Source organism: Pantoea sp. ME81, assembly GCF_903970985.1.
Lineage (GTDB): Bacteria > Pseudomonadota > Gammaproteobacteria > Enterobacterales > Enterobacteriaceae > Pantoea > Pantoea communis.
On the sequence record NZ_CAJCKS010000002.1, the window covers coordinates 1 to 20,174 of the forward strand.

17 protein-coding genes are annotated in these 20,174 nt (G+C 57.5%); 11 read left to right on the forward strand and 6 right to left on the reverse strand.

The window, feature by feature from the left end:
- A partial coding sequence (locus H7A81_RS00465) for an arginase family protein (RefSeq protein WP_182056372.1) occupies positions 1-634 on the reverse strand: 634 nt, incomplete at its 3' end.
- Positions 635-758: 124 nt separating this feature from the next.
- Between H7A81_RS00465 and H7A81_RS00470 the strand changes: the two genes are divergently transcribed.
- From H7A81_RS00470 to ybiB, 3 genes are all read left to right on the forward strand, one after another.
- The gene (locus H7A81_RS00470) at positions 759-1,655 is read left to right on the forward strand and encodes a LysR family transcriptional regulator (RefSeq protein WP_160834675.1); all 897 of its coding nucleotides are present in this window, start codon (positions 759-761) and stop codon (positions 1,653-1,655) included.
- A gap of 54 nt (positions 1,656-1,709) precedes the next feature.
- Positions 1,710-3,887: an ATP-dependent DNA helicase DinG gene (gene dinG / locus H7A81_RS00475; protein WP_182056374.1), complete on the forward strand. Its 2,178-nt coding sequence runs from the start codon at positions 1,710-1,712 to the stop codon at positions 3,885-3,887.
- Between the two features lie 72 nt (positions 3,888-3,959).
- Positions 3,960-4,928, forward strand: coding sequence for a DNA-binding protein YbiB (gene ybiB, locus H7A81_RS00480; protein ID WP_182056376.1), 969 nt, complete (start codon positions 3,960-3,962; stop codon positions 4,926-4,928).
- A gap of 70 nt (positions 4,929-4,998) precedes the next feature.
- On the opposite strand, the gene H7A81_RS00485 is transcribed toward ybiB, so the two are convergent.
- The 3 genes from H7A81_RS00485 to hutH (H7A81_RS00495) all read right to left on the reverse strand — a co-directional run bounded on the left by H7A81_RS00485 (position 4,999) and on the right by hutH (H7A81_RS00495) (position 9,630).
- Positions 4,999-6,156, reverse strand: coding sequence for a M20 aminoacylase family protein (locus H7A81_RS00485; RefSeq protein ID WP_182056377.1), 1,158 nt, complete (start codon positions 6,154-6,156; stop codon positions 4,999-5,001).
- Positions 6,157-6,380: 224 nt separating this feature from the next.
- Positions 6,381-8,066, reverse strand: coding sequence for a urocanate hydratase (hutU, locus tag H7A81_RS00490; RefSeq protein ID WP_038647984.1), 1,686 nt, complete (start codon positions 8,064-8,066; stop codon positions 6,381-6,383).
- Between the two features lie 10 nt (positions 8,067-8,076).
- On the reverse strand, positions 8,077-9,630 hold the full coding sequence (gene hutH, locus H7A81_RS00495) for a histidine ammonia-lyase (protein WP_166933149.1): 1,554 nt from the start codon (positions 9,628-9,630) through the stop codon (positions 8,077-8,079).
- A 319-nt stretch (positions 9,631-9,949) separates the two neighbouring features.
- Between hutH (H7A81_RS00495) and hutC the strand changes: the two genes are divergently transcribed.
- Positions 9,950-10,705: a histidine utilization repressor gene (hutC, locus tag H7A81_RS00500; protein ID WP_034820947.1), complete on the forward strand. Its 756-nt coding sequence runs from the start codon at positions 9,950-9,952 to the stop codon at positions 10,703-10,705.
- Here hutC and H7A81_RS00505 read toward each other — a convergent pair.
- Together H7A81_RS00505 and H7A81_RS00510 are read right to left on the reverse strand one after the other, a co-directional pair.
- Positions 10,689-11,228 (reverse strand): HutD family protein, encoded by a 540-nt coding sequence (locus H7A81_RS00505; RefSeq protein ID WP_166933151.1) that lies wholly within the window; start codon positions 11,226-11,228, stop codon positions 10,689-10,691. The genes hutC and H7A81_RS00505 overlap by 17 nt on opposite strands.
- Entirely contained in the window at positions 11,225-12,580 is a 1,356-nt protein-coding gene (locus tag H7A81_RS00510) for a formimidoylglutamate deiminase (RefSeq protein ID WP_182056379.1), read from the reverse strand. Before H7A81_RS00510 ends, H7A81_RS00505 begins: the two co-directional genes overlap by 4 nt.
- Before the next feature lie 85 nt (positions 12,581-12,665).
- Here H7A81_RS00510 and hutI point away from each other — a divergent pair, with 85 nt between their 5' ends.
- The 7 genes from hutI (at position 12,666) to hutH (H7A81_RS00545) (ending at position 19,713) form a co-directional block, all read left to right on the forward strand.
- Complete coding sequence (gene hutI, locus H7A81_RS00515) at positions 12,666-13,883, forward strand: imidazolonepropionase (protein WP_182056381.1); 1,218 nt, start codon at positions 12,666-12,668, stop codon at positions 13,881-13,883.
- Positions 13,880-14,671 (forward strand): N-formylglutamate deformylase, encoded by a 792-nt coding sequence (gene hutG, locus H7A81_RS00520; RefSeq protein WP_182056383.1) that lies wholly within the window; start codon positions 13,880-13,882, stop codon positions 14,669-14,671. The genes hutI and hutG overlap by 4 nt, the downstream gene beginning before the upstream one ends.
- 435 nt (positions 14,672-15,106) lie before the next feature.
- Positions 15,107-15,958 (forward strand): transporter substrate-binding domain-containing protein, encoded by an 852-nt coding sequence (locus H7A81_RS00525; RefSeq protein WP_058962211.1) that lies wholly within the window; start codon positions 15,107-15,109, stop codon positions 15,956-15,958.
- 12 nt (positions 15,959-15,970) lie between these two features.
- Positions 15,971-16,690 carry an ABC transporter permease gene (locus tag H7A81_RS00530; protein WP_182056384.1) on the forward strand — a complete coding sequence of 240 codons (720 nt, stop codon included), beginning with the start codon at positions 15,971-15,973 and terminating at the stop codon, positions 16,688-16,690.
- Between the two features lie 11 nt (positions 16,691-16,701).
- Positions 16,702-17,430 (forward strand): ABC transporter permease, encoded by a 729-nt coding sequence (locus H7A81_RS00535; RefSeq protein WP_034820924.1) that lies wholly within the window; start codon positions 16,702-16,704, stop codon positions 17,428-17,430.
- A gap of 1 nt (position 17,431) precedes the next feature.
- Entirely contained in the window at positions 17,432-18,232 is an 801-nt protein-coding gene (locus H7A81_RS00540) for an ABC transporter ATP-binding protein (RefSeq protein ID WP_034820922.1), read from the forward strand.
- Positions 18,229-19,713 (forward strand): histidine ammonia-lyase, encoded by a 1,485-nt coding sequence (gene hutH, locus H7A81_RS00545; RefSeq protein WP_182056386.1) that lies wholly within the window; start codon positions 18,229-18,231, stop codon positions 19,711-19,713. Before H7A81_RS00540 ends, hutH (H7A81_RS00545) begins: the two co-directional genes overlap by 4 nt.
- The last annotated feature ends 461 nt before the right edge of the window (positions 19,714-20,174 follow it).

Here is a 20,174-nt window from a genome sequence, read left to right on the forward strand (position 1 = left end):
GGTTCGCAGGCACCAGATGGAAGCCCTGATCGATACCCCACTGAAAATCATCGGCAGCGTAGCCTTGAGCGCGCTGACCAATTTGCACCACGCGCTGGCAGTCGAGCAGGCCTTCTTCTACCGCACGGCGGAATGTGGTGCCGTGGGCGATCTTTTCGCCGAACATCTCATCGTTGGTATCGGTGTGCGCGTCAATGTGGATCAGGCCCATCGGCCCGTGCTTCTTCGCCAGCGCGCGCAAAATAGGCAGCGTCAGCGTGTGATCGCCGCCGAGGGTTAAGGGGATAATCGGCCAATTATTCAGCTCGGTATAATAGTTTTCAATGATGTCGACCGACTTCAGCAGACTGTAGGTATTGATCGGCACATCGCCGAGATCGCCAACGCGCAACGAATCAAAAGGGGCTGCGCCGGTTGCCATGTTATACGGGCGAATCATCACTGAATCGGCGCGAATGGCGCGTGGCCCATAGCGCGTACCGCTGCGTTGCGATGTTCCGATATCCAGCGGAATGCCTACAAACGCCACATCAAGATCGGCAGGGGATTCGGCAGCGGGCAAACGCATCATGGTGCCACGGCCAGCGAAACGGGGCATCTCGTTGCCACCCTGCGGCTGAGGAAAATCGGTCATGACGAACTCCTTCGGCTAAGTGAGTCTTATCATGGCCTGAGGGAGGCGCGGGAAAAATCCTTGACAGTAAATAATCACTTCATAGATTGGTTAACTTTAGTCAGTAATCACTGAAGGAAATGCGGTGCAAACATTACCTAATCTCAAACTGCTGCAGGTGTTTGCCAGCGTGGTGGAAAATCAGGGCTACTCGCGTGCACAGCAGGCGCTGAATATGACCACCCCCGCCATCAGCGCTTACATGAGTGAGCTGGAAACGCAGCTGGGGTTTATTCTGTGCCAGCGCGGACGTGGCGGCTTTACCCTCACCAGCAAAGGCGAGCAGTTTCATCGCTACAGCCAGGAAATGCTGGCCACGCTGGCGGGTTGGCAGGAGCAGGTCGAGACGCTGAAAAGCGCGCAAGGTGGCACCTTTTCACTGGGCGTAGTGGATGCCACAGTCACTGACAGTACGCTGGACCTGCCGGCAGCAATTGCGCGCTTTAACCAGCGCTTTCCAGCGGTGTTTTTCAATCTCAGCGTGCGCGATCCCAATGAACTGCAGCAGCAGTTACTGGAAGACCGCCTTGATCTGGCAATCGGGCACTTTCCACTGCGTGCCAGCAATCTGGTCACCATTCCGCTTTATGAGGAGCAACACTGGTTGTATTGCAGTCCGCACCATCCACTGGCGCAGGGCGATCCGGATATGCGCACCGTGCAGCAAACCGGCATGGTGACGCGGCGTTACTGGAATCAGCAGGAGTTAAACAAGCGCGGCTTCCGCCAGACTAACGCCTCAGTGGAGAGTATAGAGGCGCAGTTGACGCTGATCCTCTCCGGGAGATATATCGGCTATTTGCCGGAGCATTACGCACAAAGCGGGGAACAGCAGGGCACGTTGTGCCGCTTGTTGCCACAGCATTTTCACTTCCGCGCACCGTTTTCGTTTGCCTTCCGCCGTGGACGCGCGCGCGAAACGTTGATCCGCGCGATGCGTGAAATTCTGAATCCAGCGCGAAAAAATAGCAGTGAAAGCTGACGCTGCGCCGATACTGTGTAAAAATACAGGCCAATTCAGCAAACAGTAATCAACATGGCCCTGACAGCAGCGATAAAAAGCCAGATTGCGCAATGGTATAAGGCGCTGCAGCAGCAGGTTCCTGACTTTATCCCCCGTGCGCCACAGCGTCAGATGATCGCTGAAGTGGCGAAAAGCCTGGCCGGTGATGAAGGCCGCCATCTGGCGATTGAGGCCCCCACCGGCGTGGGCAAAACCTTGTCTTATTTGATCCCCGGCATCGCGGTAAGCCGCGCCGAGGAGAAACGGTTAGTGATCAGCACCGCCAACGTCGCGCTGCAGGATCAAATCTTCAGCAAAGACCTGCCGCTGCTGAAAAAAATCATCCCCGATCTCACCTTCACTGCCGCATTCGGTCGTGGCCGCTATGTCTGTCCGCGCAATCTCGCGGCACTGGCTGCGACGGAAGATCAGCAAGGCGATTTGCTGCTGTATCTCGATGAAGAAGCGGTAACCGGGTCGAAAGAAGAGCAGAAGTTCTGTGCCAAACTGGAAAAGCAACTCAGCAGCTACAAATGGGACGGCCTGCGCGATCACTCCGATGTCTCAATTGATGACAGCCTGTGGCAGCGCCTTTCCACCGATAAAGCCAACTGCCTGGGGCATCACTGCCGCTGGTATCGTGAATGCCCGTTCTTTGTCGCGCGTCGTGAAATTGAGCAGGCCGATGTGGTGGTGGCGAACCATGCGCTGGTGATGGCGGCGATGGAGAATGAATCCGTATTACCGCCGCCTAAACATCTGATGCTGGTGCTGGACGAGGGCCATCATCTGCCTGAAGTGGCGCGTGATGCACTGGAGATGAGCGCGGAAATTACCCCCGGCTGGAGCAGCTTGCAGCTCGATCTGTTTGTGCGGCTGGTGGAAACCATCATGGCACAGTTCCGCCCGAAATCGCCGCCACCGCTGACCAACCCTGAGCGGTTAAAAGGCCATTGCGATGAGATGCGTGAACTGCTGCAAATCCTGTGCGACGCGCTCAATCCGCTGTTACCCGCGCACAATCAGCCGGGCGAGTTTCGTTTTGTGCTGGGTGAGTTGTCGGAAGAACTGATGACGATGTGCGCACGGCTGTTCAAACTGAGCGATGCATTGCGCGGGTTGAGCGAAGGGTTACTCAATGAGTTGGGTGAGCAAACCGGCAAAGCCGACATCATGCGTCTGCATCGGGCAATCATTCAGCTTAACCGCCAGTTTGGTTGGTTCGAATCGATCAGCAAACTGTGGCGACTGGCGGCGATGGAGAAAGCCTCTAATGCGCCGGTATCGAAATGGATTACCCGTGAAATTCGGGACGGCCAAGCGCATCTGCTATTCCACTGCGCCGGGATTCGCGTCAGCGATCAGCTGGAGAAACTGCTGTGGCGCAAGATTCCGCATGTGGTGGTGACCTCGGCGACCTTGCGTTCACTGAACAGCTTCAATCGGCTGCAAGAGATGTCAGGGCTAAACGAGAAAGCGGGCGATCGCTTTGTGGCGCTGGATTCGCCATTTAATCATGTCGATCAGGGCAAGCTGGTGATCCCGCAAATGCGCTATGAACCGCTGATGGCTAATGAAGCGGAGCACATTGCCGAGATGGCAGGCTTTTTCCTGCAACAAATGGCAGAAGAGAAGCACAAAGGCGTGCTGGTGCTGTTTGCCAGCGGGCGCGCGATGCAGCAGTTTGTCAGCCATGTCAGCGCATTACGCTTATCGATGTTGGTGCAGGGCGATCAACCTCGTTCGCGCTTAGTGGAACTGCATCGCCAGCGAGTCGAAGCGGGGCAAACCAGTATTCTGGTTGGACTGCAGTCTTTTGCTGAAGGCCTGGATTTAAAGGGCGATCTGCTGACGCAGGTGCACATCCATAAAATCGCTTTTCCCCCGGTAGACAGTCCGGTAATTTTGACCGAAGGGGAGTGGTTGAAGAGCCTTAAACGCTACCCTTTCGAAGTGCAGAGTCTACCGAGCGCTTCGTTTACGTTGATTCAGCAGGTCGGCCGTCTGATTCGTAGCCATCACTGCTTCGGGGAGATCGTGATATACGATCGGCGTCTGCTTAACAAAGCTTATGGCAGTCGGCTGCTGGCCGCCTTACCGGTGTTTCCGATTGAGCAACCGATGGTGCCGGAAGCCAGCATCAAACCAGCGGTCAAAGCAGTGGTTAAAGCCCCAGTAAAATCAGCGAAGCGTAAAAGTAAGAAATCTTAGGTGTGCCCAGGCGCACCTCAATGACCTTTTGGCAGCCGGATATCGGCGCGCCCTGGAAGCGGGAATGCCCTGATGGAACTGAATAAAATAATCAAAGAGATTGGGCGCGGTAAGAACCACGCGCGCGATATCGATTTCGACACCGCCGTTGCGCTGTACAGCGCGATGCTGGCGGATGAAGTACCCGAACTGGAACTTGGTGGTGTGCTGATCGCCCTGCGTATCAAGGGCGAAGGCGAAGAGGAGATGCGCGGTTTTTACCACGCCATGCAGCAGCAGATGATGAAGTTGCAGCCGCCCGCCAATCGCCCGATGCCGATTGTGATCCCCAGCTACAACGGCGCACGTCGTCAGGGCAATCTCACGCCGCTGTTAGCTTTACTGTTAAGCAAACTCGGGTTTCCGGTGTTGCTGCACGGTGTGAGTGACGATCCAACCCGCATCACCACCGAAGCGGTACTGGCAGCGCTGGATATTACGCCGGCCACCACCGCGCAGCAGGCACAAGCGAAACTGGAGAGCGGTGAGCTGGCGTTTATCACCATCGATCACCTGTGTGCACCGATGGCAAAACAGCTGTCGCTGCGCTGGCGTATGGGCGTGCGTAACAGCGCACATACGCTGGCGAAGCTGGCGACACCGTTTACCGAACGTGCCGCGTTGCGTCTGGCGAGTGTTTCCCATCCGGAATATGTGCCGCGCGTCGGCAAGTTCTTCCAGGATATTGATGCACCCGCCATCCTGCTGAATGGCACCGAAGGTGAAGTGTATGCCAACCCACAACGCTGTCCGGCGATTAACTACATTGGCGGTGCGGGCGCAGAGGCGGAAGTGTGGGTTGAGCGCCAGCCAGAAATCAGCGTGGAACTGCCAGAAAGTAAAAATGCGCAAGACACTGCAGACTGGATCAAACAGGTGCTGGCCGGCGAACGTGCCGTGCCGCAGGCGCTGCGTTTACAGCTGGCGTGCTGCTTAGTGGCCACCGGAGAGTCAGCGACGCTGGATGAGGCGGAAACGCGATTGCAGCAAGCTGGGATCTGACGGGTAAATCAATACCCGCAGCCTTGGGTTGCGGGTCAAACACACAGCCGAGATCTGGGAAATCCGGCAGTTAGGCTTTGACCAGCACGCTCTCCACCAGTTGCTGCCAGAAGCGGATACCAATCGGTATCAGATCATCATTGAAATCATAATGCGCGTTGTGCAATGGGGCGGAGGGGGATGCGCCATCGGCACCGAGCCAGAAGTAAGCACCAGGGCAGGATTCCAGCATACAAGCGAAATCTTCCGAGGCCATAGAAGGATTCACCTGCCAGTGCACCTGCAATTCACCTAACACGCGCTGGGCAACCTCGCGCACCTGTTCCGCTGGACCGGCATGGTTGGCGGTGACGGGATAACCCGGATACCAGTGAATCTCGCCGCTGACGCCAAACGGGCGCGGCAGGGTAGTGACAAAATCTTCAATCAGACTGCGCACGCGGTCACGTACGTCAGTCTGCAAACATCGCACCGTACCACGCAGCACAATCTGCTCGGGAATCACATTGATCGCCTCACCACCGTGGATCTGCGTCACGCTCACCACCGCTGACGCCAGCGGTGACAAACGGCGTGACGGAATGGTTTGCAGCGCCATGATCAGCTCTGCTGCCACCACCATCGGGTCGGCACCGCTCTCCGGCATCGCCGCATGACAGCTTTTGCCGTTCAGGGTGATCTCAAAGGAATCCAGCGAGGCCATCATCGCACCTGGATTTACCGCCAGTGAACCCACCGGCAAACCTGGCCAGTTGTGCATGGCGTACACCGCATCCATTGGGAAACGAGTAAATAAACCTTCTTCCACCATTTTCCGCGCACCGCCAAGATTCTCTTCCGCGGGCTGAAACAGGAAGTGCACCGTGCCTTTGAAGTTGCGCGTCGCGGCCAGTTGGCAGGCCGCCGCGAGCAGAATGGCCGTGTGTCCGTCGTGACCGCAGGCGTGCATCACGCCGGGACGGGCAGATTTCCACTCCGGCGCGCCTTTTTCGGTAATCGGCAACGCGTCCATATCAGCGCGTAAACCAATCACCGGGCCTGGGCCGTTTTCCAGTGTGCCAATCACGCCAGTGCCTGCCAGGCCACGGAACACTTGTAATCCTGCTTCAGAGAGCACATTCGCAACCAGTTCACTGGTTTGTTGCTCCTGATAACCGAGTTCAGGATGTTGGTGTAACTGACGACGCCAGTTCAGGGCGTTTTCCAGCAGGACGGCAGGCAGGCTCATAAGGTAAGGCTCTCCATCAGCAGCAGTTGCTGCGATTTCTCTGACACGTAACGTGATGTCTCCACTGTAGTGGTAAGCGCAGGGCGGCGTCTATCGTGGAAAGGAATAATTTGGCTATAGGGTATAGCGAAATGGAATATAGCAGCGGGGGCGCTCGGTCGGCATACCTGCATGCCGACCTTACACATGTGGAGAAAGGTGCGCAGTCATGCGCACCGGGAAATTTACTTCTGCATCGGCAGGTTCAAGCCATGTTCTTTCGCGCAGCTCTGCGCCAGTTCATAGCCTGCATCTGCGTGACGCATCACGCCGGTTGCCGGGTCATTCCACAGCACACGGCCAAGGCGCGCGTCGGCTTCGGCAGTGCCGTCGCAGACAATCACCACGCCGGAGTGCTGCGAGAAGCCCATGCCGACGCCGCCGCCGTGATGCAGGCTAACCCAGGTCGCGCCGCCTGCGGTGTTCAGCAGGGCATTCAGCAACGGCCAGTCGGAGACGGCATCCGAACCGTCTTTCATCGCTTCAGTTTCACGGTTTGGTGAGGCGACGGAACCACAGTCGAGATGATCGCGGCCGATGACGATAGGCGCTTTCAGTTCACCGTTGCGCACCATTTCGTTGAATGCCAGTGCGGCTTTATGGCGCTCGCCCAGTCCCAACCAGCAGATGCGCGCTGGCAGTCCCTGGAAGGCAATACGTTCCTGCGCCATGTCGAGCCAGCGGTGCAGGTTCTTGTGCTCCGGGAACAGCTCCTTCAGCTTGGCATCGGTTTTGTAGATATCCTCTGGATCGCCTGACAGCGCCACCCAGCGGAACGGACCTTTGCCTTCGCAGAACAGCGGGCGAATATAGGCGGGTACGAAGCCTGGGAAATCAAAGGCGTTTTTCACGCCTTCATCCAACGCTACCTGACGGATGTTGTTACCGTAATCCACGGTCGGCACGCCCATATGATGGAAGTCGAGCATGGCCTGCACATGCACCGCCATTGACGCGCGAGCGGCTTTTTCGACCGCTTTAGGATTGCTGACGCGCTCGGCCTGCCAGCGATCCAGATCCCAACCCACTGGCAGATAGCCATTGATTGGATCGTGTGCAGAAGTCTGATCGGTGACGATATCCGGCTTCATGCCACCCGCTTTGGCGCGCTTCACCAGCTCCGGCACGATTTCCGCGGCGTTGCCCAGCAGGCCAACGGAAATTGCCTGCTTCGCTTTGGTGGCTTTCTCAATCAGATCCAGCGCTTCGTCTAAGGTATAAGCTTTATGGTCAACGTAACGGGTGCGCAGACGGAAATCGATGCGGGATTCCTGGCATTCAATCGCCAGCACGCTGGCACCGGCCAGTACGCCCGCCAGCGGTTGTGCGCCGCCCATGCCGCCCAGGCCTGCTGTCAGGATCCAGCGACCGCTCAGATCGCTGTCATAATGCTGGCGACCGGCTTCGGCGAAGGTCTCAAAGGTGCCCTGCACGATGCCCTGTGCACCGATGTAGATCCAGGAACCGGCGGTCATCTGGCCGTACATCATCAGGCCGGCTTTATCCAGCTCGTGGAAATGATCCCAGTTAGCCCAGTGTGGCACCAGGTTAGAGTTAGCCAGCAGCACGCGAGGTGCATCGGCATGAGTACGGAACACGCCCACTGGCTTACCCGACTGGATCAGCAAGGTTTCTTCAGGCTGCAACGCACGCAGTGAACGCAGAATCTGCTCAAAGCACTCCCAGTTACGCGCGGCTTTACCGATACCGCCGTATACCACCAGATCTTCCGGGCGCTCGGCCACATCAGGATCGAGGTTGTTCTGGATCATGCGGTAAGCCGCTTCAATCAACCAGTTCGCACAATGCAGTTCGTTACCGCGCGGCGCACGGATTTCACGGGCAACAGCCTGAGATAAAGTTTCGCTCATCATCAATTCCTTAAAGGGAAGGTGAACGCTGGCTTGGCAGCAGCGCAGTCAAAGATTCAGGCCAGGCGTGACTGCTGGCCCACAGACGCATGGATTCGATATCCGGCGCCATTAAACGGTCTTGATCAAGGAAGGCAACGTTCTCGCGGATGCGACTCATCTCTTGTTCCAGCGCAGTCGAGCTTTGCAGTGGACGATGGAAGTCGATGCCTTGCGCCGCAGCCATGGCTTCAATGCCGACCACGGCAGCGGTGTTAAAGCACATATCACCGAGGCGACGCGCGGCGTAGGTGGCCATCGACACGTGATCTTCCTGGTTCGCAGAGGTCGGCAGGCTATCCACGCTACCCGGATGCGCCAGCGATTTGTTTTCAGAAGCCAGTGCGGCAGCGGTGACCTGAGCAATCATAAAGCCAGAGTTCACACCACCATCGCGCACCAGGAATGGCGGCAGGCCTGAGAGACCGGTATCCAGCAACAGGGCCATACGGCGCTCGGAAATCGCGCCAATTTCGGCAATCGCCAATGCGATGATATCGGCGGCAAACGCCACAGGTTCGGCGTGGAAGTTACCGCCCGAAATCACATCACCGCTTTCACTGAACACCAGCGGGTTATCAGAGGCCGCGTTGGCTTCGATTTGCAATACACGCGCCGCATGGCTGAGGTTGTCTAAACACGCGCCCATCACCTGCGGAACGCAGCGAATCGAGTAGGGATCCTGCACGCGACCACAATTGGTATGTGAGCTGAGGATTTCACTGCCTTCCAGTAAGGAAGAAACGGCAGCGGCCACCGCGATTTGCCCGTGCTGACCGCGCGCCTGATGAATACGTGCATCGAAAGGTTTTACCGAGCCTTTGATCGCTTCCAGTGACAGCGCGCCGGCCATCAGACCTGCGGCGAACAGGTTCTCAGCTTCAAACAGGCCACGCAGTGCCAGGGCGTTGGAAACCTGGGTGCCATTCAGCAGTGCCAAACCTTCTTTCGGTCCCAGCACAATCGGCTGCAGGCCGACGCGTGCCAGCCCTTCGGTGGCAGGAATCAGTCCTCCATCAACGCGTACCTGGCCTTCGCCCAGCAACATCAGTGACAGATGGGCCAGCGGTGCTAAATCGCCGGATGCGCCAACCGAACCTTTTTCCGGGATACACGGCATCACACCAGCATTAAACAACGCCAGCAGGGCTTCGATTAACTGGATACGTACGCCGGAGTGACCGCGTGCCAGGCTGATGATTTTGGTGGCGACCACTAAGCGCGTGACGTTATCGGGCAGTAAATTGCCCAATCCCACGCTGTGCGACAGCACCAGATTACGCTGCAACTCTGCCAGACGCTCAGCAGGAATCTGTGTCTGGGCCAGTTTGCCGAAGCCGGTATTGATGCCGTACACCACTTTGCCTGATGCCACGATGGCATCGACGGTTTCATTCGCGCGATCGATGGCCGCACGAGCGTCATCCGCTAACGTGAGCGTCACCTTGCTTTGATAAATCGCCCGCAAGGTCGCGAGGTCCACTTCACCGGGAACGAGGCGAATTTCCTGAACCGAACCTGACATAGTCTACTCCTGTCTATACAAGTGATCGGGTACTACCTGCAAGCCCTGGGTTTGCGATGTGGCATGGGGTAGCACCATTGAATGAGCTGAGTGAAGCATAAGTGTCTAATCTTGTCTATACAAGTAGCAAGGGCTGTGCCAGATTGATTGGATTCTGTGAAATGCGCCGCAATGCGGGATGTGTCATCCAGCCGCAGCCGCATTGCACCGAAACAGGGAGAACGCTGCACTGTTAACGGGCTGTCTGCACAATTGGATGTATATACATTTATGTGCTGAGACAGTAAACTTTGGGCATTATTCGGAAAAGGAACAGGATATGGCGGAGCAAACGGCAATAGCGCAGCTGGCCGCAGCGATGGGCGATGAGCCAGCACCGATTTATCAGCGCGTGAAACAGGCGATCGTCAGCCAGATCCGTGAAGGTCACTGGAAAGCGAATCAGCGCGTACCGTCCGAAAGTGAGCTGGTTAACGAGCTGGGCGTGAGCCGCATGACCATTAACCGCGCGCTGCGTGAACTCACCAGCGAAGGTTTTTTGGTACGCATGCAAGGCGTCGGCACCTTTGTCGCGGAGATGAAGGGTTACACCGCGATGCTGGAAGTGCATAACATCGCCGATGAGATTGCTCAGCGCGGTCATCGCCACAGCTGCAAAATTTTGTCGATTGGGCAGATGAAGGCCGATCCGGAGCAGGCCGCTGTGTTGGGCTTATCCACCGGGCAGACGCTGTATCATTCGTTGATTGTGCATTACGAAAACGATATGCCGGTGCAACTGGAAGATCGTCTGGTCAACCCGCTGGTGGCGCCGGATTACCTCAGTCAGGATTATCATCAACTGACGCCCTACACCTATTTGATGCGCGTGGCGCCGTTGACCGCCGGTGAGCATATTGTGGAAGCGGTCCTGCCCGATTTGCGCCAGCGTAAACATCTGGCGCTGGATGAGCACGAACCCTGCTTGTTAATCCGTCGTCAGACCTGGAGCGACAACAAGATTGTGACTTACGCGCGCCTGCTCTATCCAGGCTCGCGCTATAAGTTACTCGGTCGTTTCAGAGGACACGGCTAAGCGCCACAAACAGCAGGCTGGCATCCGAGGTTCGCGGTGCCAGCTGCGTCTCTTCATCCAGCCACCACATTCCCTGATTAACCGTGATGCGTTTGCCGTCCGTACTCTGCCATTCGCCGGATAATACCCACGCGACACCGTGTTGGCTGGTAGCGGCGTGTTGCACGACCTCCACCTGCGCCTGCCAACTGTCGCGGCGCGTCATGATATTGAAATCCTGACAGCTGCCGTTAATCTGGGCGTCGATCGACCATTCGCCAGGAAACGCCCACGGCTGATGCGGCAACAACCTGTGTTCGACACTCTCGCTGCGCAGTATCACGCTATCGCCATTCAGCAGCGTGATCACACGATCGATACCGGGGAACGGCGAAAAAGGTCCGTCAGCATCGATGGTGGCAATACTGGCGCGCCAGCCAAACTCTGCCTCACCGGGCGGAAAGCTGACGATTTCACGCGTTTCGCCGCCGCCGTTGCGCCAGCGGCTCACGGGCAGCTGGCCGTAGTCGAAATACGTTCTCATTGCAGTGCACTCATGGCCTGGGCGAAGCGCGCGGCTGCGGCTTCTTCAGCGGGATGATGGCCCTCGCTGATGACCTGATTACCGGCAACAAACACATCGCGGATCTGGCTCTGGCTACCGCCAAACAGCCAGCGGTTAAGAAGTGATGATGAACTCACGCTGCCCAGGAAGGCATCGTTTTCCAGCACCAGCCAGTCGGCGCGTTTGCCCACCGCCAGTTCACCGGTGTTGATGGCGCACGCCTGCGCACCGCCTTGTGCCGCCTGCTGCCACAGCAGATCGCCCACAGAAGGCTGATGGGGCAGGGTGATTCGGTTGCGACGACGATCGCGCAGGCGCTGACCGTACTCCAGCCAGCGGAGCTCCTCCTGCGCGCTGAGCGATACATGGCTGTCCGAGCCAATGCCCCAGCGTCCACCCTGGGCAATGTATTCCACCGCCGGGAAGATGCCGTCGCCAAGATTGGCTTCGGTGGTCGGACAGAGTCCGGCAATCGCACCGCTGGCCGCCATGCGTTGGATTTCGCTGTCGTCCAGATGGGTGGCATGAATCAGGCACCAGCGCTGATCTACTTCGAAGCGATTGTAGAGCCAGTCCACCGGACGTTCACCGCTCCACGCCAGACTGTCATTCACCTCTTTTTCCTGCTCCGCCACATGAATATGCACCGGCACATCAGCAGCGCCAGCGGCCAGCACTTCACGCATCTGGGTTTCATTCACCGCGCGCAGCGAGTGGAAACAGATGCCATGATTAAGCAGCGGCTTATTGGCGCTCCATTGCGCTACGCGTTGCTGTTGTTGCAGATAAGCATCGGTCTGCTGGATGAAACGGCGCTGGCCATCGCTGGCGGGTTGCGATCCAAATCCGCTGAAGCTGTAAAGCACCGGCAGCAACGTCTGACCGATCCCGGCCGTCTCGGCGGCGGCAATCAGGTTGAGCAGCATCGCGTCATCGGCATAGGGTTTGCCCTGCGCATCGTGATGCAAGTAGTGGAATTCCGCCACCTGGCTATAGCCGCCTTTCAGCATATCGATGTAGAGATGGGTGGCGATATCGCCGACCTGCTCAGGCGACAGGCGCTGCACCATGCGGTACATCAGATCGCGCCAGGTCCAGAAGCTGTCCTGCGGATCGCCCGCCACTTCAGCCAGCCCGGCCATGGCGCGCTGGAAGGCGTGTGAATGCAGGTTAGCGATAGCAGGGATCACCGGGCCAGCAAGGCGAGTGGCGCTGCCTGGCGTGCTGTTAGGGGTAAGTTCAGCAATCTGTCCGGATGCGTCAGTGGTAATCAATACGTCTTCATGCCAGCCGTCGGCCAGCAGCGCGCGTGGGGCAAAAAAAACGGCCATGGTTGATCCTTTAGGGCGGAAAGTTGTATATACATATACATACTTTGAGACGCACTGTAAATCGTCAGACGTGAAGGGGAGTGGGATGGCAGAAGCGAAGCAGATCGACAGCCTGTGGCTGGGGGCCGATATCGTCACCATGCGAGACGGGCACTATAACCTGATTGCCGACGGCGCACTGGCGGTGGATAACGGCGAGCTGATTTGGGTAGGACCGCGTAGTGAACTGCCGGATTTTGCCCCGCGTACGCAGCAGCAATTTGACGGTGGCATCATCACGCCAGGTTTAGTCGATTGCCATACGCATCTGGTGTTTGGCGGCGATCGCAGCCAGGAGTTCGAACAGCGTCTGAACGGCGTCAGCTATGCCGAGATCGCAGCGCAGGGCGGCGGTATTCTCTCCACGGTGCGTGCTACCCGCGCGGCATCACAGCAGGAGTTGGTGGCAAGCGCGCGCTGGCGTCTGGATCGATTGCTGGCAGAAGGCGTCACTACAGTGGAGATTAAATCGGGTTATGGCCTCGATGAAACCAGCGAGCTGACCATGCTGCGCGCTATCCGCGAACTGGCGGAAACGGTGCCCGCCGATGTGCTCTCCACCTGTCTGGCCGCACACGGCTTCCCGCCCGAGTTTAAAGAAAACCCACAAGGCTGGATCGATATCATCTGCGATCGCCTGTTACCACAGGTGAAGGCGGAGGGGCTGGCGGATGCCGTCGATGCCTTCTGCGAACATCTGGCCTTCTCTCCTGAGCAGGTTAGCGCGGTGTTTGATCAAGCCAAAGCGCTGGGGATGCCGGTTAAACTGCACGCTGAACAGTTGTCCGCGCTCGGCGGCGCCACGCTGGCGGCTGAATACGGCGCCTTGTCAGCCGATCATCTTGAATACGCCACCGAAGCCGATGCGCAGGCGATGGCACAGCACGGCACCGTTGCGGTGTTGCTGCCGGGCGCGTTCTATCTACTGCGCGAGACCCAACGCCCGCCGGTGGATCTGTTCCGCAAACACGGCGTGCCAATGGCGCTGGCCAGCGATGCCAATCCCGGTACTTCTCCGGCGCTGTCGCTGCGTCTGATGCTCAATATGGGCTGCACGCTATTTGGCATGACCCCGGAAGAAGCGCTGGCGGGTGTGACCTTATGGGGCGCGAAAGCGCTGGGATTACAGCATTCGCACGGTTCGCTGGAGGTCGGGAAGGTAGCGAACTTTGTACACTGGCCGCTGGCACGTCCGGCAGAACTGGTTTACTGGTTGGGCGGCGAGTTGCCGTGCCAGGTTATTTATCGTGGAGAAGCGCAATGACACCTTTTCATTTCACCGCCGGTAAGCTGCCGCTGCTGGTCAGCATCCCGCATGCGGGCACCCAGTTAACGTCTGAAGTGGATGCCGGATTAAGCGACGCGGCACGCGGCTTGCCGGATACCGACTGGCACATTCCGCTGCTGTACGATTTTGTGCGTGATTTAGGGGCCAGCGTGCTGATTGGCCACTACTCACGTTTTGTCATCGACCTGAATCGTCCGCCGGATAACCAGCCGCTGTACACCACCGCCACCACCGGCCTCTATCCTGAGACGCTGTTTGACGGCACGCCAACCTTCGTCGAGGGGAAAACCCCCAGCGCCGCCGCGCGTCAGGGTTATCTCGATAATATCTGGCAGCCGTATCACCAGCAGATCCAGCAAGAGCTGGCGCGATTGAAAGCTGAACACGGTTATGCACTGCTGTTTGACGCCCACTCTATTGCTTCGGTGATTCCGCGCTTGTTCGACGGCCAGTTGCCGGATATCAACATTGGCACCAACAGCGGTGAGAGTTGCTCGGAGGCGGTGATCGAAGCGATCAAAGAGGTTTGTGCCGCACAAAGCGATTACAGCTGGGTAGTTAATGGTCGTTTCAAAGGCGGCTATATCACGCGTGCCTACGGTCAGCCGCAGCAGGGCGTACAGGCCGTACAGCTCGAACTGGCGCAGCTGAATTATATGGATGAAACCCCGCCGTTTGCCTGGCAGCAGGATCGCGCCGCGCAGTTGCAGAAAGTGTTGAAACCGATGATGCAGGCATTTTTACAGGCCGGAAAGCCGCGTTAATTGCCTGAGTCGTATGGCAAGACAGACGTCGTGCTTGCCAGGGCTCATTTGCATCAGACTGCCACCTTTAAAGGTGGCAGTTTTTTATGGGTGTTGAAGTGCAAACTCATGCCACGCGCCATCCCCATCTCGCCTCCAATTTAAACACTGGCATCCCCATAACAGTGCAATCGCGCCCCAAAAATGTGCATCAATACGTCCGTGCCGTGACCATTCCCTGATTCCACCGCCTCTGCCGATTTGGCACACCGCTTGCTAGGTTGTATGTACAAGTAAAGACCACGTGGTAATTATCACTTTTTATTCTGGCTGGCTCACAAAAAGCTTATGCCGACAATGATCTGCCGCAAGCTAACTTGTATATACATGAAATGTCATCTGCGCTGTATCAGCCAACAGAGACAGCCTATTCGATTAATGACCAGGAGAAGCCGCATGACGCACCGTGCCCCGATTCGCCGTTTTTGCCTCACGACCCTGTTTGCCAGCCTGATGATCAGCGGTGTTGCTGTTCAGGCCAAAGAGTGGAAATCGATCACCATCGCTACCGAAGGCAGCTATGAACCCTGGAACCTGACGCTGCCGGGCGGCAAGTTAGGCGGCTTTGAACCTGAACTGATGGAAGACCTGTGTAAGCGCATGGGCATCCAGTGCAAGCTGGTGGTGCAAAACTGGGACGGCATGATCGCCGGACTCAATGCTGGCAAATATGACGTGATCATGGATGCCATCGTCATCACGCCGGACCGCAAAAAAGTGGTCAATTTCACCGTGCCTTACGCGTCGACTCCCGCCACCTTTATCACCACCAAAGACAGTCCGCTGATGCCGGCCGATCACAACATCATCAAGCTGCATGACGATGAGAAAGAGATCAACACCGCGATTGCGCCTCTGAAAGCGGCGTTAAAAGGCAAAACCATTGGTATCGCGTCCGGCACGGTTTACACGCCCTTTATTGATAAGTACTTCAAAGATGTCGCCGACGTGCGCGAATACACTTCCTCAGCAGATGCGATTCTCGATCTTCAGGCGGGGCGTATTGATGCGGTGTTCGACGATGTGACCTTCGCCCAATCGATGCTGGCGCGCAAAGAGAACAGTAACCTGACCTTCAGTGGCCCGCAGTTGGGTGGCCCGATTTGGGGTGAGGGCGAGGCGATGGGCGTGCGCATGGCTGACAATGATCTGAAAGCCAAACTCGACGAGGCCATTAAAGGCGCACTGGCCGATGGCACCGTGAAAAAGCTGAGTGAGAAGTGGTTTAAAACTGACGTAACCCCGTAAGTGAGGTGAAAGATGATGAGCCTGCTGAGTTTTGGTGCTGATGGCTGGGGCCGCCTGATTTTGGGGGCTGCCTTCACCACGCTGCTGCTGTCGCTGGCGGCGTTGATGATTGGCGCGGTGGTCGGTTCCGGCGTGGCGGCAGCGAAACTGTCGCCGCAGCGCTGGGTTCGCTGGTTGGGTGAAGCCTATTCCACGGTGTTTCGCGGCATCCCGGAACTGCTGGTGATCTACCTGTTCTATTTTGGCGGATCGGGCCTGATTACCCTGGTGGGACAGATGTTTGGCGCGGATGGTTTTATCGAAGCGCCGCCGTTCCTGATTGGTGCACTGGCTATCGGGCTCATCTCTGGATCCTATCAAGGTGAGGTGTATCGTGCGGCGCGTCTGGCGCTGGCCAAAGGTGAAGTGGAAGCGGCAGTCGCGATCGGCATGCCGCGCTGGCGTATTGCCCAGCGCATTTTGCTGCCGCAGATTGTGCGCTATGCGCTGCCAGGCATGTCAAATGTCTGGCAGATGAGCCTGAAAGATTCGGCGCTGGTGTCGGTGACCGGCATCGTCGAGCTGATGCGTGCCAGCCAGGTGGCGGCGGGATCCACGCGCGATTACTTCACTTTCTATCTGATTGGCGGTGGCTGCTATCTGGTGCTAACGCTGCTGTCTAATCATGCGTTCCGCCGGGCAGAGTCTCGCCTTGGACGCGCGTGGCAAAGTCGCACTGCGGCACAGTATTAAGGAGCAGCAGTATGATTGACTTCGCCTTTCTGACCGATACCTTTCTCAAGCTGAGCGCCGCGCTGCCGGTGACGCTCGGCCTGTTTATCAGTGCCTTTCTCTGCGGTGGCATTCTCGCTATCGGCATTCTGTCACTGCGCATGAGCCGCTGGCGGGTGCTGAGCGGCTTTGCGCGCGGCTACATTCTGGTGTTTCGCGGCTCACCGCTGCTGATCCAGCTGTTCCTGATCTATTACGGATTGGGGCAGTTTGGCGTGATCCGCCATAGTTTTGTCTGGCCGTTCCTGCGCGAGCCCTTTACCTGCGCCGTGCTGGCACTGTCGCTGTGTACGGCGGCTTATACCGCTGAAATCCTGCGCGGTGCCTTGCTGGCGGTGCCGCCGGGGCAAGTCGAAGCCGGGTTGGCCTGCGGCATGTCGCGCTGGCTGCTGCTGCGTCGCATCATCGCGCCCATCATGCTGCGTTATGCATTGCCCGCGTATTCCACCGAAGCGATCCTGCTGGTGAAGTCCACGGCGCTGGCCAGTCTGGTCACCGTGTGGGATGTCACTGGTGTGGCGCAGCAGATCATTCAGCGTACCTATCGCACCATGGAAGTGTTTATCTGCGCCGCCGCCATTTATCTGATCCTCAACTTTATTATCGTCCAGCTTTACGCGTTGTTAGAACGCCGTTTAACCCCGGTGCATCGCGTTGAAAAAAAGCCGTTACCCGCCGTTAAACCGCTTGCCGGAGAGTGATATGCAATCCACATCCCCCGTAACCTTAAGCGCCACCGATATCCATAAATCCTTTGGCGCAATGGAAGTACTGAAAGGCATTTCGCTGCAGGCGCATCAAGGCGATGTCATCTCAATTCTCGGCGCCAGCGGCTCGGGTAAAAGTACCTTATTGCGCTGTATCAACCTGCTGGAAACGCCGGATGCTGGCGTGGTGAGCGTCGGTGGTGAAACCATTGAGATGAAGCGCCATGCGCGTGGTCATCAGCTGGCGGCCAATCCCAAACAGATTGAGCGCCTGCGTTCGCGTCTGGGCATGGTGTTCCAGAGTTTTAACCTGTGGTCGCATATGACGGTGCTGCAAAACGTGATTGAAGGGCCGCACTATGTGTTGAAGCGCGATAAGAAAAGCTGCATCGCTCAGGCGGAGCAGTTGCTGGATCGCGTTGGCCTGTTGAATCGTAAAGATTTTTATCCGGCACAGCTTTCCGGCGGCCAGCAGCAGCGTGTGGCGATTGCCCGCGCGCTGGCGATGGACCCGGAAGTGATGCTGTTTGATGAGCCAACCTCAGCACTTGATCCCGAGTTGGTGGGCGAAGTATTGAAAGTGATGCGCAGCCTGGCGGAAGAGGGGCGTACCATGCTGGTGGTGACCCACGAAATGGGCTTTGCGCGCAATGTCTCTAATCGTGTGGTGTTTATGCATCAGGGGACAATTGATTGTCAGGGGACGCCGGAAGAGATGTTTGGCGCACAAGGCTCGCAGCGCTTTAAGCAGTTTATCTCCAGCCATCAGAGCCATCACACGGAGCAACCAGCATGACATTAGTGTGGGGCGATGAAACGCTTTCCTGGCAGGATGTGGTGCAGGTGGCACGGCACAATGCCGAACTGACGTTAAGCGCCAGCGCCTGGCAGCGTATTGCGCAGGGGCGTGAGATCGTCGAGCAGATTGTGGCCAGCGGTCATATCGCTTATGGCATCAATACCGGGCTGGGGGCGCTGTGCAATATTACTTTGCCGGAAGAGCAGCTCAGCCAGTTGTCACGTAATACGCTATTGAGTCACGCTTGTGGCGTGGGCCCATTACTGGCGCGTGAACAGGTGCGTGCCATTCTGTGTGCGGCGATTGCGAACTATAGCCATGGCAAATCGGGCGTCTCCGTGGCACTGGTGCAGCATTTGCTGGCGCTGCTAAATCATCAGATCACGCCGCAGGTGCCGTCGCAAGGTTCAGTGGGCTATCTCAGCCATATGGCGCATATCGGTCTCGCGCTAATTGGCGTGGGCGATGTTGAGTATCAGCAACAGATCGTGTCTGCAGAGCAAGCGCTGGCGCAGGCTGGATTAACGCCTTATCGACCTGGCGCGAAAGAGGGCTTGAGCCTGGTGAACGGCACGCCGTGCATGACCGGATTGTCGTGTCTGGCGCTGGATGATGCGATGCGCTTGCTGGATTGGGCCGACGTGACTGGCGCAATGAGCTTTGAGGCGCTGCGCGGGCAGTTAGTGGCGTTTGATGCCGAAGTGATTGCGCTGAAAGCCAGTCCTGGCATGCAAGTGAGTGGCCTGCGTTTGCGTCAGTTGCTGAGCGACAGCCCGCTGCTGGCGAAAAGCGTGGGTGTGCGCACCCAGGATGCACTGAGTTTGCGTTCGATGCCACAGGTGCACGGTGCCAGCCGCGATCAGTTTGATCACGCGGCGCGACAGGTGAATACCGAGTTGAATGCCTGTACCGATAATCCGTTGGTACTCGGCACCGTGGATGACTGGCGTGTGGTGTCGCAGGCCAATCCGCACGGTGAATCGATGGCGATGGCGGCTGATGTGTTGGCCATTGCCATGGCGGAGATCGGCAGCATTGCCGAGCGTCGCCTGGATCGTTTAGTGAATCCACTGGTCAGTGGTTTACCGGCGTTTCTGGTGGCGCAGCCGGGTGTGAACTCCGGCATGATGATTGCGCAGTACGTGGCGGCGTCGTTGTGTGCGGAGAACCGTCAGCTGGCGCAACCGGCGGTGTTGGATAATTACGTGACTTCGGGTTTGCAGGAGGATCATCTTAGCTTGGGTACGGGAGCCGCGTTGAAACTGCTGAAGCTGGTGGGGAATGTGTGGCAGATTTTGGCGATTGAGTATTTGCTGGCGGCGCAGGCGCTGGATTTCCATGGCGAGGCGGAGTTGGCGGAAGGCACGAAACAGGCGTTGCGCCGTTTGCGGGCAGAGGTGGCGAACTGGCAGGAAGATCGCTGGCTGGCACCGGAAATTGCCCGGGCAGTTGAGGTGATGAAGAACGGTGTTTGCTGAGTGCTCTTAAGCGATGCTGAACTGCTGAACTGCTGAACTGCTGAACTGCTGAACTGCTGAACTGCTGGGTGCGCGTAGGTGCGGGCCGTAGCACCTCTGCTGCTGCCGGGCAGTCCTCGCGCCGCTGACGCGGTTCCTTCGGCTTACACGTCGTGCCGACTGACCGCTCGGGGATCGACCCTCCCTGGTCGGCCCCGAACTGATCCACGCATCCCTGCGTGGATCTCCTGGCCCAACGTAAAAGCCTCAGCGCTGCGGATAGCCCTTGCAGCATCAGAGGTGCTACGGCCACTAACACTTGTGCGGTATTTATCAACTCGCATTCAAGTTTGTGAGCCGATGTGAGTTCTTATTGGTTGAAGTTTATGAGTCGGCTGATGCTCTCATTAGCATCACAAATTCAATCTTATGGACAGAAATAAGCTTGGTGACAAACACACTGAAGCTTATGGGAATGAAAG

Coding starts and splice junctions, on each gene's coding strand:
- dinG (WP_182056374.1), top strand. CDS start 1,710: ATGGCCCTGACAGCAGCGATAAAAAGCCAGATTGCGCAATGGTATAAG.
- ybiB (WP_182056376.1), top strand. CDS start 3,960: ATGGAACTGAATAAAATAATCAAAGAGATTGGGCGCGGTAAGAACCAC.
- H7A81_RS00485 (WP_182056377.1), bottom strand. CDS start 6,156: ATGAGCCTGCCTGCCGTCCTGCTGGAAAACGCCCTGAACTGGCGTCGT.
- hutU (WP_038647984.1), bottom strand. CDS start 8,066: ATGAGCGAAACTTTATCTCAGGCTGTTGCCCGTGAAATCCGTGCGCCG.
- hutH (WP_166933149.1), bottom strand. CDS start 9,630: ATGTCAGGTTCGGTTCAGGAAATTCGCCTCGTTCCCGGTGAAGTGGAC.
- hutC (WP_034820947.1), top strand. CDS start 9,950: ATGGCGGAGCAAACGGCAATAGCGCAGCTGGCCGCAGCGATGGGCGAT.
- H7A81_RS00505 (WP_166933151.1), bottom strand. CDS start 11,228: ATGAGAACGTATTTCGACTACGGCCAGCTGCCCGTGAGCCGCTGGCGC.
- H7A81_RS00510 (WP_182056379.1), bottom strand. CDS start 12,580: ATGGCCGTTTTTTTTGCCCCACGCGCGCTGCTGGCCGACGGCTGGCAT.
- hutI (WP_182056381.1), top strand. CDS start 12,666: ATGGCAGAAGCGAAGCAGATCGACAGCCTGTGGCTGGGGGCCGATATC.
- hutG (WP_182056383.1), top strand. CDS start 13,880: ATGACACCTTTTCATTTCACCGCCGGTAAGCTGCCGCTGCTGGTCAGC.
- H7A81_RS00525 (WP_058962211.1), top strand. CDS start 15,107: ATGACGCACCGTGCCCCGATTCGCCGTTTTTGCCTCACGACCCTGTTT.
- H7A81_RS00530 (WP_182056384.1), top strand. CDS start 15,971: ATGATGAGCCTGCTGAGTTTTGGTGCTGATGGCTGGGGCCGCCTGATT.
- H7A81_RS00535 (WP_034820924.1), top strand. CDS start 16,702: ATGATTGACTTCGCCTTTCTGACCGATACCTTTCTCAAGCTGAGCGCC.
- H7A81_RS00540 (WP_034820922.1), top strand. CDS start 17,432: ATGCAATCCACATCCCCCGTAACCTTAAGCGCCACCGATATCCATAAA.
- hutH (WP_182056386.1), top strand. CDS start 18,229: ATGACATTAGTGTGGGGCGATGAAACGCTTTCCTGGCAGGATGTGGTG.